Source organism: Rothia sp. HMSC065G12 (genome assembly GCF_001811455.1).
Lineage (GTDB): Bacteria > Actinomycetota > Actinomycetes > Actinomycetales > Micrococcaceae > Rothia > Rothia dentocariosa.
Map to the genome: position 1 here is coordinate 120,268 of NZ_KV804813.1, position 13,980 is coordinate 134,247.

A 13,980-nucleotide genomic window follows, 5' to 3' on the forward strand; every position below is an offset into this window, starting at 1 on the left:
CAGGAGCAGGGGCACTCGCCGGGACTACAGGAGCGGGGGTATCAGGCGCAGGCTTCGGAGCTGGTGGTGCTTCTGCGGCTCCTGCGCAGGGTGTAAGAACGTTGATCATAGCCTCTTTTTCGGCTGGTTTGACCCACAGGTGGTACTTAGCTTTCACCCGAATCTGACGTGCCACATAAGAGCAGCGGAATGATGCGTTTGCTGGCAGCCAGGTGGCGGCATCCGAATCGCTTTTCTGCTGATTCGCAGGACCATCAACTGCCAGAAGGTTTTCGGGATCATTGGCGAGTTGTAAGCGTTCTTGAGCTGAAATCTCCTGAGCACCCGACTGCCAGGCGTCGGAAAGCGCCACAACGTGGTCGATCTGAACCTGCTCCGAGGTATCTTTCCCACGCATGAAATTAATGACCTTCCCGGTGTAAGGATCGTTAAGAATGCCCGAGATCACCACGCATCCGCGAGAGTTTTTATGCTGTTTTGCAGTGAGATCCCGGTTGAGAATGTCATTGCGGGTATCGCATCCGTTACGGTCGATATCGCTCCAGGCATCTCCGAACTGGGCACGGGAGTACCCGGTCTTAGGGGCGCGGCCTTTAACGGGAAGGGTATTGAGGATGCGCAGGGCCTCACTAGCCTCGTCAGATCCTATAGGCGCCGTTCCTTGAGGCTCAACGGAGCTGGTATCAGGATTGACGATAGTGACGGTTCCGGGGCGAATTTGGGAACCCGGATGAGCCGTCGAAGTATCGGCATTATTCTCTTCGGGTGATTCACCTACCTCGGTCACGGTGGGTGTTTGTTCCGAATCCTGCGCGGAAACCGTGGGTTGCTGTGAGGCCTCCGTGCTTTGTGAAGAAGTAGAAGAGTGTTCGTTCGCTGAGGGGGTGCTGGACGCAGAGACGGTAGACTCAGAAATTGTGATAGTTTCAGAGGAGCATCCGCTCAGCGCAAGTCCTAGGGCTAGAAAAGCTGCGGAAAATCTTGTACCGAGTTTCAAGGAACGCCCTTGATCTGATGCAGATGACCAAAAAACATGCGCGTCAGAGCGCGATGGCAGTGTTTTTAACATCAATGATTCCTAGAGATTGTATGTGTGCATAGAGTGAATGCTTTTCACAGTATAGAAAGAAAACGCCCGTAAAGGGGGAATTTTGGTGATGTCACACGATTTGTGTATATAAAGAAACTAAAATTAATGGAGAAATGTGCGGAGCAGAACGATATTCTCTCCCGCGTACAGTCAGCTTGTGTTTATAAACGTAGCCTTTGTACATGCCGATTATTAGAGGAACCCCAATGCCCACACAGCAGGAAAACCGCAGTAACAAGCCCGTGCGTATGGTTGCCGTAGATATGGATGGTACTTTCCTGAATGATGATAAGACGTTCGATGTTGAGCGTTTTGAGAGAATCCTAACCTGCTTGTCTCGGCATGGAATTTATTTTGTGGTGGCAAGCGGAAATACCTACACGAAATTACGCCAGTATATGCATGGTTTTGAACATCGAGACATTATTTATATCGCAGAAAATGGTGCCTATGTAGCGGATGATTCCGGGGAACTTGCGGTGCATCATTTTGCTGCCGAGGATCTGCCGCGTGTGTACGAGATACTGAACGGTATGCCTCAGCTTGGGATCGTTGTGTGTACGGAAGAGAGCAGCTTTATACTGGAAAACCGCGAAAAAACGGTTATGAACATTATCCGGGACTATTTTGAGGTGCAGGGTAAGCCGCTGCCGCAGAATATCGATCCCTTCGCTTTTGCCAGTATGTTTTATCCCGGAACCGAGCGTATTAGTTCTTACGAGCAGGTGCGTGGTGTTCCCATCAAATTTTCTCTGCAAGTAACGCATCGGGATCTGCCGGATGCTACAGCACAGTTACGGCGCACCCTGCCGCAGACGGTAACCCCGCTCGTTAGTGGTTTCGGTGCAATCGACCTGGTGCGTGCCGGTGTGAATAAGGCAACGGGGCTGAAAGACCTGTGTGATCGTTTGCAGATAACCCCTACTCAGATAGTAGCCTTTGGCGATAGCGATAACGATCTTGAGATGCTCTCGTTCGCCGGTACCGGTGTGGCAATGGCCCATGCTTCAGACGAGCTCAAGGCTGTGTCTCAGCGGGTGATTGGCTCGAATAATGACGGTGCGGTGCTCGACTATTTAGAGAGCATGCTCGACGAATTAGACGGGTAAGCCCCCGTACCAATAAAGGAGTTTAGCTCTTATCCGACTTGCAATGTGGGTTCCCTAGCCTCCGCGCTGCCTCCACCACGGCGGCGCGACGTTTGTGGTGCTCTTCCTCGGTAGGTTCGCCGCAGAGCATGCGAGATACCTGCGGCATAGCCGACCACCACCCCACGATAGCGAGAATAAAAAGTACAAGATAGGCGGCGTCTATATCGTCCGTGACGGAACCTGCCTCTTGCCCAGCGCGCACCGCATTCGCTTTGAAGGTGTAGTGACCGCGCCTGGGAGCAAGCCTGGGGCCTGTTATCGGCGCGTTACCCTTAGCGTTCACCACTCTCATACTTTTGCTGGTGGGCTTCCTAATTCTGGCTTTGCTTTCACTCGCGGCCGCTTCGCGAATAAACAATCGGCTAGTTTGAATGAGGTCCGTAATTTTGAGCGCCTGCAGAAGTCTTAAACTGTGGGGGAGTACAGCTTAGGGTGAAAAAAACATGATGGCACCTCAAAATTACCCTGGAATATGAGCTTTTATGGAGGAATAATCCCCGGAATCTCTCAGAATTCGATAGAATATTGAGAAACTCTTTGTAAATCTCACCGAAGGAGAGAATGATGGCGGGTAACCCGTTTATTAATTCAATCGCCAAGCAAAATAAGCAAGGCGATCCCCGTTTCGGGCGTTTTGGTGCGGGTGGTTCCTCGTCACAGGGTCAGTATCAGGCACAGCCGAACTACTCCAGTGAACCGCAGCAGTACGGTCAGCAGACCTACGGGTATGGTCAGCCGCAGCAAGCGAACTATGACCAGTACCAGCAGGCGCAGTACGATCCGTATGCACAGCCCGGCTATGCTCCCGTTGCCGAGGGCGACCGCCTCACCATGAACGATGTGATCATGAAGACCGGTCTGAACCTGGCTCTTGTGGTGCTCGGTGCCGCAGTTTCCTGGTATCTGCCCTACCTCATGTTCGTGGGCCTTATCGCAGGTCTGATCCTGGGTATCGTTAACGCCGTCAAGCGTAAGGTTTCCCCGGCTCTGGTTATGCTGTACTCCGTGTCCGAGGGCCTGCTTTTGGGTGGTATATCCGGTCTGCTCAATAAGAGCTACCCGGGCATCGCTATTCAGGCTTTGCTGGCAAGCGTGATTGTCGCCGGTCTTACTTTAGCTCTCTTCGCAAACGGTAAAATCCGTGCCACCCCGAAGATGACCAAGATCTTCATGATCGGCATGTTCGCTTACCTGATCTACGGTATTGTTTCCTGGCTCGGTGCGGGTCTGTTCGGTTCGCCCCTGGGCAGCCTGAGCATCGGCGGTATTCCGCTGGGTCTGATTGTGGGGCTGTTTACTGTTGCTATGGCAACCTACTCGCTTCTGCTGGATTTCACCAACACTGCCGAGGCGGTGGAAGCAGGTCTTCCCGAGCGCGAGTCATGGCGTTTGGCATTCGGCCTGACCGCATCGCTGGTCTGGCTGTACATTGAGATTCTGCGTATTCTCATGTACATCAACGAAATGGTCAACAGGGACTAACAGCATTGAGGATACGGCGGTACTCACAACCGGTGGGTGCCGCCGATTCTTTGTTTTGAGCCTGCTAGACTTGCGGAATAACTATATGCCGCAGCAACGGCATGGGCGAGAGACGATTTCTATAGCACCGACTTTTCAGGAGATTTGAGTGAGCGAATCCGTAGCCGGACAGAAAACCGGCAGCACGCATCAAAACCTAACGGCAGGGGAGGGCGAACAGGATGTGCGGGCACAGAAATTAGCCCGTACCGGCGTACCCTACGCTCTTAATACCGCGGCGGCGTGGTCGTGGCGTCTGATCGTGGTGGTCGGTGCCGTGTGGCTTGTATGGCAGGGGCTTTCAAAGGTGTCTCTGCTGATTATTTCGGCGATGGTAGCTGCGCTTTTGGCTGCGCTTCTAAGCCCCGCCGTCTACGCTATGCGTAAGCACGGTATTCGTGCTGGCGGTGCGACCGCTATCGCCGAACTCGGCATGATTTTAGGAATTGCCGCTTTACTGGCCCTTACCGGGCAGCAGCTTGTGCGGGGGTTTGTCTCGCTTACCAACAACGCCATTCAAGGGTATCAGCAGCTCGTGGACTGGCTTAAGAGCATGGGGTATGAGCTGGGCGCTGATCAGCTTAACCAGATTCTTAATCAGATAGAACAGGCGGTGAGCAATAACCCCTCAACCGTTTTGCGGAGCGTATCAGAGGTTGGTTCTACCGCTGCGGAGTTTGCCACCGGCGTGCTTATTACTCTTTTTACCCTCGTCTTCTTCCTGATGGAGGGAGAGCGCATCTGGCTGTTTATCGTCAAGCTCTTCCCGAAACAGGCACGCGATGCGGTGAACGGCGCGGGCCGTGCAGGGTGGAAGTCCCTGGGCGCTTATGTGAGGGTGCAGATCTTGGTGGCCGCTATTGACGCTGTGGGCATTGGTGTTGGCGCCGCCATTTTGGGGGTTCCGCTGGCGATTCCGCTGGGCGTTCTGGTTTTCTTAGGGTCTTTCATCCCGGTTATTGGTGCTCTTATATCTGGGGCGGTCGCCGTCCTGCTGGCACTGGTAGCTTTGGGACCGGTTCAGGCGCTCATTATGATCGGCATTGTGCTGTTGGTGCAGCAGCTTGAATCGCATATTCTGCAGCCGCTCATCATGGGTAAAGCGGTCTCGCTGCATCCGCTCGCCGTGATTTTTGCGGTGGCAGGCGGGTCCATGATTTTCGGCGCAGCGGGTGCACTATTTGCGGTTCCCGTGCTCGCCGTTGTGAACTCGGTTGTGCGCTACTTGGCTGCACGGCAGTGGGAGGATGACCCGGAGCTGCGCCGTGAAGAGTTCCTCTTCCCGCATGAGGTTGAGCGCCGTGAGAAATCAAAAAAGCGTGAAGAAAAAGCACAGAAGGTTGTTGCGCAGGCGCGGGAAGCGATTCGTGGTGAAGACGATTCCGAAGGCACCGCACTTGAGACTAGCTCTGCACAGGCGACTAAAACTGTCTCGCCTTCCAAAGCCGATATGTAATTGTGCAGTTTCCCTCCAGAAAAGCCCGCGTGAGATGAATAACGTGGGCTTTTCTGTTCTGTATTAGGCTTCTTCATCGCCTAAAATAGAGGGCAGAAGCTGATGAGAGCGTAAAGAACGGATCCGATGTGAACGCACCCCTAACCGATCTACCCGTAACCCTGGAGAATATCGAGACAGCAGCGTCGCTCCTCGACGGGGTTATCGAGCGAACCCCTGTGGCGCATTCTCGTGCCCTGAGCCTCAAACTGGGGTCGGAAGTTTTCTTCAAATGTGAGAATTTGCAACGTGCGGGCTCCTTCAAAGTGCGTGGCGCCTATGTGCGCATGGCAAAACTCAGCGATGCAGAAAAGAAACGTGGCGTGGTGGCCGCATCTGCGGGTAACCACGCGCAGGGTGTTGCTCTCGCAGCGGCAAAACTGGGTATCAAGGCGCGTATTTACATGCCCCTAGGTGCGGCCCTTCCGAAGGTGACCGCAACCCGCGACCACGGTGCCGAGGTCGAACTGCACGGTACGACCGTGGACGAGGCGCTGGCTGAAGCAAAACGCTATGCCGAAGAGACCGGCGCGGTGTTTGTGCATCCCTTCGATAATGAAGATATTATCGCGGGTCAGGGAACGATCGGTTTGGAAATCCTGGAACAGGTGCCTGAGGTCGATACCATCATTGTGGGTGTTGGCGGAGGCGGCCTGCTCGCTGGTCTTTCGGCGGCGGTCCGTGCGAAGGAAGACCAGTTGGGTAAAAAGATTCGCATTATTGGTGTGCAGGCTGAGCATGCGGCGGCATATCCGCTTTCCTTGGCTGCGGATGCGCTCGTCCCGTTGAAGAAGGTCTCGACGATTGCAGATGGCATTGCGGTGGGGCGCCCCGGTCAGTTACCGTTCTCCATTATCAAGAAGCTTGTCGACGATGTAGCGACAGTGAGTGAAGACGATATCGCCCGCGCCCTTATCTTCTTGATGGAACGCAATAAGCTGGTGGTTGAACCCGCCGGATCGGTTCCGGTGGCGGCGCTCATGAACGGCAAGCTCAAGGAAACATACGGCGATTTGGGAACTGTCGTGTGTGTGCTCTCGGGCGGCAATATCGACCCGATGCTCATGCTGAAGGTGATTCAGCGTGGTCTTTCGGCGGCAGGTCGGTATATGACGATTAAGATGATGCTCTCAGACCGTCCGGGTGAGTTAGCGACGATCTCGCGCATCATTTCGGAGAATGACGCGAATGTTACTGGTGTGGATCACACGCGCGTGGGCGGTTCCCTGTCGATGGGCGATGTCTCCATTACGATCGATATGGAAACCAAAGGCGTGGAACACTGCCGTCAGGTTATCTCGGCCTTGGAGGAAGAAGGCTTCAAACCCATCGTGGTGTACTAATTTTTGAGAGGTCATCTGGCATAAAACCACAGGATATAAAGGTGGGGTTCGGTCATAAACCGAACCCCACCGTGCGTTTAAAGCTTCGTGATTCTAGCCTTGGAAAGGCTTGACTGAAACAATCTTCGCGGTCAATTCCTTGCCGTTGGGAGCAAGATAGGTGACTTCATCGCCTTCTTTGGCCCCCAGAATCGCCGCACCCATCGGAGACTTTTCCGAGAAGACCTTCAAATCAGAGTTGGCGGGCAGAGTCTCCTCAATTTCGCGAGAGCCCAGCAGGAACTTCATGGAACGGGAAGCTACTTCGGCCTCAATAACCATGCCGAGGGCAACCACACCGTCATCGCTGGGGGCGTCTCCTACCTGGGCGTTTTCTAGAAGATGCTTAAGCTGGTTGATGCGAGCTTCGTTTTTACCCTGCTCATCGCGTGCCGCATGGTATCCGCCGTTCTCACGCAAGTCTCCCTCGTCGCGAGCGGCGGCGATGCGGTCAACGATTTCTTGACGATACGGACCTGAGAGATATTCAAGCTCCTGGGTCAGCCGATCGTATGCGTCCTGAGTGAGCCATGCGCCGTTGCTTTCAGCCATGCTTCTCCTTTGGTTATGCTCCGGTATAAACCGGCGCGTTGGTCTGGGGGTTCTCCCCTGGAAAGTATCACCCTATTCTAGGGCAGAAAGTACACATGCCCTAAATATCTGAGTGTTAGGGCGTGTATCATTTCGCTGAGCGCTCACCGAATCGTGGATGTGATACGCCTATTTAAGTCGACAGGAATCCACGGTAACCGTGGTTGCCTCCGAGAGTATGCGCAGGTTCGCGCTGTGTTGTGTGACTCGGGTGTTGCCCTGCTCGGCGCTGTTAGGACCAATTTCGACGTCGGCCCATCCCACCGCAACACGGGAAGAATTAAGCGCCTTAAGCGAACAAATCGCGGTGTCTTGTGGGTTTTTAGAGAGTTCGAAACGTCCCTGCGCCTCGTCATTGCTGATGAGGGTAAACCCGGTATCGCGTGCACTTGGGCGGGATTGAGAATCTATCTGTACCCACACCACAAAAGCGCCCGCCACAACCGTAACACAGGCAGCAAGAAGCACCCACATTCGCGTGGAGAGGGCACGCTGCCGAACAGGTTTGGCGCCATAGCGCTGCGCTAGGGTATCGGCATGAGAACCGGTAGCTGCCGTTTCGCTCGCCTGCGTGTGTGAAGGATCTGTCATAGTTCTCTTCTCGTGGTGTCTAGTGGACGATGCGGTACAGAAGATGGTCTGCATCACGATACTTTACACCGTCATAATGCTTCATTTAGAGTGGTTTTCTTGCGCTATTTCTGTATGATTACACTTTTAGGAGATGGTCTTAATCTCTACCATTTTAAACCCCACAGTATAAGCCCTTTGTCATCATAAGGATTAACGTGAGCGACGCGCTAGAAAAAATCAAAGCAATTCTGCCTGAACATCCCGCAGTGCAGGATCTTAAGCCTCTTGATGAGGAATACGCAGGGTTGCGCATCCTAGCCGTCCACGCTCACCCGGACGACGAATCCTCTAAAGGTTCCGCGACCGCTGCCGCTTATACCTCCCGCGGCGCCCGCTATATGGTTGCCACCATGACAGGCGGCGAACGCGGGGACATCCTCAACGAAGAAATTCGTAACGCTCCCAGAGCACACCGTGACCTGCCCGGATTACGCCGCACCGAAATGGCCCGTGCTGCTGAGATTTTAGGCATCGAACATCGATGGATAGGGTTCATGGACTCCGGTCTGCCCGAAGGCGACCCTCTTCCCCCACTTTCTTTCGGCAGCTTCGGTACACTGCCTCTCGAACAGGCCGCCGCACCGTTGGTAAGACTCGTACGCGAGTACAGGCCTCATATTATTCTCAGCTATGACGAGGTGGGAGGATACCCGCACCCCGACCACATCATGACTCATAAGGTTGCCGTCGAGGCCTACGAAAAGGCTGGTGACCCCGAAGCATACGTGGGGGAAGGCGAACCCTGGAAACCCCTAAAGCTTTACTATGATCGTGCCTTCAACCCCGAACGCACCGTCGCCCTGCACGAGTACCTGCTCGATCAGCGGGGCGAGAGCGTCTTTGAAGGTTTCATCGAACATATGGCGCACCGTTTCAATGATGCCCAAGACGGCACCAGGCACGAAACCACCACGCGAATTCTCTGCAGTGACTACTTCATCCATCGCGATCAGGCGCTTTTATCGCACTCCTCACAGGTGGATCCGCAAGGTATTTTCTTTGCGATCTCTACCGATGAGCAGAAGCATATTTGGCCCTGGGAGGACTATACACTTATCGACTCGCGGGTGCCGGTAACCCTGCCGGAACATTCCCTGAGCGACGGCATATTTTTCTAGCCTATCGCCTCCGTAAGCGATCATGCGGTGCCCCTCGACGATGCAGAGGCTTGCAGGCCTTGAGTACTGTGAACATAGCTAAACTCTTGGCGCATTCCTAGCTGAAACATGAACCTCAGGAGGGAATATACAAGATGTCACGCGGTAGAATGAAGACTTAGACAATCACACATGACCGGCTTACCGCTAGAAACCGGAATGTTCAGAAGGATAGTCATGAGCCACCTCATTCTTGATACGCTCGCCACAGTCCCCGACCTTGTGGCATTTGCCGCTCACGGTGTTGCGCTTGCAGCAGATAACACCCCAGCCGCCAACCCCGATGGGTCTGTTGCAGGTTCGCCCGGTATTGGCGGTTTCTTTGCGACTGCGGCGCTATCCCTCCTCGTCATTATTCTTGGCATCGATATGACCCGGCGTACTCGCCGTCTGCGGTACCGTGCACAATATGCAGCCGCTCAAGAGGCCGAGCAAGCCCAAGCCCAAGCCCAGCAGGATACAGAGTCCGAGGACGATCAGCATGGCACCCGCTGATACTCTGGCGCTGCCCGTTATTACCGTGCATGGGGTTCCCTCTGAACCGGGAACCTCCCCGGAACCGAGCGTCTATGAACGCTCTATGGCAACTTCTTTAACCCCGCAGATGCTTCCTACACACATCGGTGTGCTGGTGGACGGCAACCGGCGTTGGGCCGCACAGCGGGGGCTGAGCACCCGTGAGGGGCACGCGGCAGGAGCCGAGCGCATCATTGACTTTCTGGGCTGGTGCGCCGATTTGGGAATACCTCAGGTCACGTTGTATATGCTCTCAACCGAAAATCTCAAGCGACCCGCCGATGAACTTACCGGGCTTATTGCCGTTATTGACGAATTTCTGCGGCGGCTGCATACCGCGCAGCAGGGACCCGTGCACGCGGTTGGTAACGTTTCCCTTATCCCCCATGAGCTTCGCAACACCCTGGAGCGGGTTATAGCAGAGACCGCGCCCTTGCCGGGGGTGCGCGTGAATATCGCGGTTGGCTATGGTGGACGCCAAGAAATTGTGGATGCGGTGCGTGAACTTATTCTTGATGCCGAGGCTCAGGGCTGCTCGATGCGCGAGCTGGCAGATACCCTGAATGTTGAGGATATTTCGCGTCGCTTGTACACCCGCGATATGCCCGATCCTGATCTACTGATTCGTACCTCTGGTGAGCAGCGCCTCTCGGGATTTCTGACCTGGCAAAGCGCCTACTCGGAATTCTATTTCTGCCAGGCTCTCTGGCCTGATTTTACGCGGGTAGATTTCTTGCGTGCCCTGCGGGATTATGCGGGTCGCACCCGCCGCTTTGGATCTTAGCCACTCATGCTTCAAGAACTCTCGAAACTCTTTACACAGGGAGTACCCGGCTGGTTCGCCGGTATTCTGCTGATTCTTTATCTGCTGTACGCAGCTGGGTGTACGGTAAAACTATGGGGCTGGGATCTGCGAAAACACAGGCTACCAAACCGCATCGTATTTCCTTTCGTATTTGCCACCCACACCGCTTTGCCGGTTATTGCTGCTCTGAGCGGTCAGTGGGGAACTATCCTGCGTGTATGGGGGAGTGGTCTTGTACTTTGGGCCTTCTACCTCCTGATGAGGATGCTCTCCTTCGGGGCGCTGGGCCGAGGGGACGTGAAACTTGCTCTCGCGCTTGGCGGGCTCATTGGCTACTTCTCGTGGGCTAACCTATTGTGGGCGACGTTGGTTACCTTTGTTGTGGGCGGATTATGCGCCGCGGTCTTGGTACTGAGCAGGTCCGTTACACGGCGCACCCGCATAGCCTTCGGACCGTTTATGCTGATAGGAATGATAGCGGCGGTTTTGGTGCCAAGCTACTCATTCCTATCGTTCTAAAGGCCTCGGGCCAAAACCACCGATCGACGAAAGGATCTTTGATGCCTACCCCCGAGTACATCGTGAATTTACGCAAGAAAATTGGTCACGAATATTTATGGCTTTCGGGCGCTACCGCAGTGATCCGTCGCGATGAGGATGGCAAGGTACTGCTGGTTAAACGCAGCGATAACGGCAGGTGGACTCCCGTGACGGGTATTGTCGATCCTGGCGAGAACCCGGCGCTTACCTGCATACGTGAAGCCTATGAGGAGGCGGGCGTGCGTATTGAGGTTCTAGAGCTTGCTCAGGTCAAGGCTGACCCCGCGATGCGCTTTAGCAACGGGGATCGCTGCCAGTTTTTAGATCACACGTTTTTGTGCCGGTGGGTATCCGGGCAGGCACGAGTGAATGATGAGGAATCTTCCCAGGTGCGATGGGTAGATGTGACGGATCCTCAGGAGCGTTCTATGCTCTCTGAGCGGATGCTTGACCGCATTGATGCGGCGCTGAACTATGACGGACATTGTCGTTTTGACTATGTATCTCACGCTCCCAAAGATGGACCTGAATCCTCTCGGTAACCGTCAATACTCCCTCTAATACACCCTTAAGCCGATAGCCGCGCGCCCGCATAATACCTGTTTGCTATGCGTTGAAGACCGTGTGTACTCCCAAGATCGTATCTGAGTATTTTTCTCGTACTTACCGTTGTTCATATCTGAGAAAAATAAAAATGGGGGTTTTATGCATTAATTTCGGTTTCTTGTAAAAATCTAAAATCTGTAAATTATAGAAGATTACCACCGAAAATATCTATGTATTTTTCAGATGTAACACACCGTTAAAAAATAAACCTGTGCATAATATTGTGACAATAAACATGTGGCGTCTTTATGAAAAGTATATGTTGCTTCATGGGTATTTAGCGTTGATATATCAGCGAAGTAGGTTGGATGGGTGGGTAATATTTATAGTGTGTGCATTGCTAGGATAAGAATTAAATTATGTGTCAGAAGAAATTTTTAAATAGGAAAACCCTGTATTTTGAGTTAAAGCTTTGATAAGGTGAATATGAGTGTTGAGAGATTTAACTTGCTCACTCCCAACCACATCTATACAAATGGAGAATAATAATGTCTCTTATCTACCCTACAAACAATTCACCTAACGAATCGCCCGGAAGAGCCAGAAATGCTCTCGGACGTAGCGCCTGTGCCCTCGTGGTGGCAGGCGCTTTAGTGCTTCCTCTGACCCCAGCGGGAGCTGTCACCGATCCTGGTGCTTCAACCCCTGCATCCACCGCTACGGTGACCCCGCAGGTTGTGGCCGATCAGGAACCTCAAGCAACTCCGCAGCTCGTGGTCGAAACCCCCGATGAAGTCAACCCCTACTACGGGAAGACGCTCAAAATCAAAGGAACCGGTTTCTACGGTGTGGCGGCAGATCAGCAGGTCAGCCTCAAAGTTACCCCTTCAGATACACCAGCTAATTCCCCATATTTCACTACGGAATACGGCGTATACAACCTGGGGTATGTGAATGTTCCCGCATCGCAGATTCATGACGGAACCTTTGAGGTCTATTTGAATACCCAGCCGCTGCCGCTGAACGATTTCCACCCGGAACTCGATTACGTCGTCAGCAGTACCCTGACCTCGACAACGCAGCAGGCGCAAGGATATGAAATCTTGCCCAACACGGCATACAACACCCAGGCACCGGTGCTGGTCGCACGCCAGAACACCAATCTGGAAGTCGAGGGTAAGCCTAACTCGTTGGTGGAAGACTCCGTGAAGGTGCGCGGTACCGGCTATGACCCAAAGTTTATTCCTCAAGGCGGATACTTGCAGGTTTCTCTTATTGAGGGTGATTGGCCCAGAGGTCAGGTTGTTACTCAGGAAAGAACCGTGTCATCGGTGAAAGTTTCTGCCGAGGAGCTCTCGCAGAGCGGCCTCTTTGAAACTGCGCTTCCCTATCCGGCAGGTCTGGATGCACGCCGCAGCTATCGCATCGGAACCCAGGTCATCAATCCCGACGGAACGTTGGCAAACAACGCTTTGACTGAATACCTGGATGTTGAGTTTTCCTCGGAGAGTAAAGCACCGCAGCTGAACGTGAGCGTTCCCGCTGTGAACCCGACCATCGATACCGAGATTACTGTGACCGGTACTGGATATTATGGCTCTGGCAACGCCGAGATACAGGGTCAGAGTATGAACCTCGTTATTAACGAGATAGACCAGAAGACTGGCAAACCAACGGGCGCGGTTCTCACTCATCCAGTGGATTATACCTACCGGGTGGAAGAGAAAGACCTCTACGATGGCTTTACCGACGGTACCTTCCAGACCACCTTCACCATTCCCGCGAATACCCTCAAAACCGGGCACGTATACGAGCTTAGTACGGGGGTATATCCAAAGGGCCCGAAGGACGATGTTATCTTCGAAGCCCACCAAAAGCTCCCGTTAACGACTGCGGATCAACCGGTTCCAAATCCCAAACCGGCAGAGCCCCAGCCGGGCCCCGAACCCGCACCAAACCCCAAACCCGCACCCGGTGAGAAACCTACACCCGAATCGGATTTCAAGGATGTGCGCGATCGTACCGCACATCGCGATGCGATTCTTTGGGCTTCGCAGCGGCAGCTCGTCGATAGCGCGGACGGCTATTACCGCCCCTACGATGCTATAACCCGCGAACAGTCCGTTGTGGCCCTCTACCGCTTGGCAGGAAGCCCTCAGGTTACTCTTCCGCAGGAGTCTCCCTATGTGGATGTTACCCCAGAACACCCGCACTACCGGGAGATTATTTGGGCACGCGAACGTGGTATCAGCTTCGGTTGGAGTGACGGTCATTTCCGCCCCGAGGCGGCTGCATCTCACGCGAGTATGGCTGCGTTTTTGTACCGTTACGCTGGGGAACCTGGCGTGAACCTACCGGAACAATCCCTGTATGCCGATATGACGGCTGATTCCCCGTTTTACCGGGAGAGTACCTGGCTGAAGAAGAAGGGTCTTGTTTTCTGGTCTGAAAGCTGGTTCCAGCCCGATGGTGCCGTTACTCGCGCCGATTTTGCGGAACTTATCTATCAGTACGAACAAGGCAAATAGACCGAGCAAAATTCTGAGATAGAGA

The 13,980-nt window shown here is 53.8% G+C and carries 14 protein-coding genes; 10 read left to right on the forward strand and 4 right to left on the reverse strand.

The window, feature by feature from the left end; translation table 11 throughout:
- Positions 1–1,069: HNH endonuclease family protein (locus tag HMPREF2804_RS03555; RefSeq protein ID WP_246824117.1), on the reverse strand; the 1,069-nt coding region annotated here is incomplete at its 3' end.
- A gap of 227 nt (positions 1,070–1,296) precedes the next feature.
- Between HMPREF2804_RS03555 and HMPREF2804_RS03560 the strand changes: the two genes are divergently transcribed.
- Positions 1,297–2,199 carry a Cof-type HAD-IIB family hydrolase gene (locus HMPREF2804_RS03560; RefSeq protein WP_070450777.1) on the forward strand — a complete coding sequence of 301 codons (903 nt, stop codon included), beginning with the start codon at positions 1,297–1,299 and terminating at the stop codon, positions 2,197–2,199.
- A 22-nt stretch (positions 2,200–2,221) separates the two neighbouring features.
- Here the strand turns inward: HMPREF2804_RS03560 and HMPREF2804_RS03565 are convergent, their stop codons facing one another.
- Entirely contained in the window at positions 2,222–2,524 is a 303-nt protein-coding gene (locus tag HMPREF2804_RS03565; protein ID WP_246824118.1) for a hypothetical protein, read from the reverse strand.
- A gap of 281 nt (positions 2,525–2,805) precedes the next feature.
- Between HMPREF2804_RS03565 and HMPREF2804_RS03570 the strand changes: the two genes are divergently transcribed.
- The 3 genes from HMPREF2804_RS03570 (at position 2,806) to ilvA (ending at position 6,600) form a co-directional block, all read left to right on the forward strand.
- The gene (locus HMPREF2804_RS03570; RefSeq protein WP_070450776.1) at positions 2,806–3,723 is read left to right on the forward strand and encodes a Bax inhibitor-1/YccA family protein; all 918 of its coding nucleotides are present in this window, start codon (positions 2,806–2,808) and stop codon (positions 3,721–3,723) included.
- Positions 3,724–3,871: 148 nt separating this feature from the next.
- Positions 3,872–5,218 (forward strand): AI-2E family transporter, encoded by a 1,347-nt coding sequence (locus HMPREF2804_RS03575; protein ID WP_070450774.1) that lies wholly within the window; start codon positions 3,872–3,874, stop codon positions 5,216–5,218.
- 128 nt (positions 5,219–5,346) lie between these two features.
- Positions 5,347–6,600: a threonine ammonia-lyase gene (ilvA, locus tag HMPREF2804_RS03580; RefSeq protein ID WP_048751320.1), complete on the forward strand. Its 1,254-nt coding sequence runs from the start codon at positions 5,347–5,349 to the stop codon at positions 6,598–6,600.
- Positions 6,601–6,693: 93 nt separating this feature from the next.
- On the opposite strand, the gene greA is transcribed toward ilvA, so the two are convergent.
- Both greA and HMPREF2804_RS03590 read right to left on the reverse strand, forming a co-directional pair.
- The gene (gene greA, locus HMPREF2804_RS03585) at positions 6,694–7,191 is read right to left on the reverse strand and encodes a transcription elongation factor GreA (RefSeq protein ID WP_004006080.1); all 498 of its coding nucleotides are present in this window, start codon (positions 7,189–7,191) and stop codon (positions 6,694–6,696) included.
- Positions 7,192–7,359: 168 nt separating this feature from the next.
- Entirely contained in the window at positions 7,360–7,821 is a 462-nt protein-coding gene (locus HMPREF2804_RS03590) for a DUF4307 domain-containing protein (RefSeq protein WP_048751322.1), read from the reverse strand.
- Positions 7,822–8,018: 197 nt separating this feature from the next.
- On the opposite strand from HMPREF2804_RS03590, the gene mca reads away from it, so the two are divergent.
- The 6 genes from mca to HMPREF2804_RS03620 all read left to right on the forward strand — a co-directional run bounded on the left by mca (position 8,019) and on the right by HMPREF2804_RS03620 (position 13,955).
- Entirely contained in the window at positions 8,019–8,981 is a 963-nt protein-coding gene (gene mca, locus HMPREF2804_RS03595; RefSeq protein WP_037231844.1) for a mycothiol conjugate amidase Mca, read from the forward strand.
- 216 nt (positions 8,982–9,197) lie between these two features.
- A complete protein-coding gene (locus tag HMPREF2804_RS03600; protein ID WP_239664701.1) occupies positions 9,198–9,515 on the forward strand; it encodes a hypothetical protein in 318 nt (105 codons plus the stop codon).
- Positions 9,502–10,320, forward strand: coding sequence for a polyprenyl diphosphate synthase (gene uppS / locus HMPREF2804_RS03605; RefSeq protein WP_070450772.1), 819 nt, complete (start codon positions 9,502–9,504; stop codon positions 10,318–10,320). The genes HMPREF2804_RS03600 and uppS overlap by 14 nt, the downstream gene beginning before the upstream one ends.
- Before the next feature lie 6 nt (positions 10,321–10,326).
- Positions 10,327–10,860, forward strand: a complete 534-nt coding sequence (locus HMPREF2804_RS03610) for a prepilin peptidase (RefSeq protein WP_070450770.1) — start codon at positions 10,327–10,329, stop codon at positions 10,858–10,860.
- Positions 10,861–10,901: 41 nt separating this feature from the next.
- Positions 10,902–11,423, forward strand: a complete 522-nt coding sequence (locus HMPREF2804_RS03615) for an NUDIX hydrolase (RefSeq protein WP_004006086.1) — start codon at positions 10,902–10,904, stop codon at positions 11,421–11,423.
- A 552-nt stretch (positions 11,424–11,975) separates the two neighbouring features.
- The gene (locus tag HMPREF2804_RS03620) at positions 11,976–13,955 is read left to right on the forward strand and encodes an S-layer homology domain-containing protein (protein WP_083308340.1); all 1,980 of its coding nucleotides are present in this window, start codon (positions 11,976–11,978) and stop codon (positions 13,953–13,955) included.
- Positions 13,956–13,980: the final 25 nt, after the last annotated feature.

Coding starts and splice junctions, on each gene's coding strand:
- HMPREF2804_RS03560 (WP_070450777.1), top strand. CDS start 1,297: ATGCCCACACAGCAGGAAAACCGCAGTAACAAGCCCGTGCGTATGGTT.
- greA (WP_004006080.1), bottom strand. CDS start 7,191: ATGGCTGAAAGCAACGGCGCATGGCTCACTCAGGACGCATACGATCGG.
- HMPREF2804_RS03600 (WP_239664701.1), top strand. CDS start 9,198: ATGAGCCACCTCATTCTTGATACGCTCGCCACAGTCCCCGACCTTGTG.
- HMPREF2804_RS03610 (WP_070450770.1), top strand. CDS start 10,327: ATGCTTCAAGAACTCTCGAAACTCTTTACACAGGGAGTACCCGGCTGG.
- HMPREF2804_RS03590 (WP_048751322.1), bottom strand. CDS start 7,821: ATGACAGATCCTTCACACACGCAGGCGAGCGAAACGGCAGCTACCGGT.
- HMPREF2804_RS03570 (WP_070450776.1), top strand. CDS start 2,806: ATGGCGGGTAACCCGTTTATTAATTCAATCGCCAAGCAAAATAAGCAA.
- HMPREF2804_RS03615 (WP_004006086.1), top strand. CDS start 10,902: ATGCCTACCCCCGAGTACATCGTGAATTTACGCAAGAAAATTGGTCAC.
- uppS (WP_070450772.1), top strand. CDS start 9,502: ATGGCACCCGCTGATACTCTGGCGCTGCCCGTTATTACCGTGCATGGG.
- HMPREF2804_RS03620 (WP_083308340.1), top strand. CDS start 11,976: ATGTCTCTTATCTACCCTACAAACAATTCACCTAACGAATCGCCCGGA.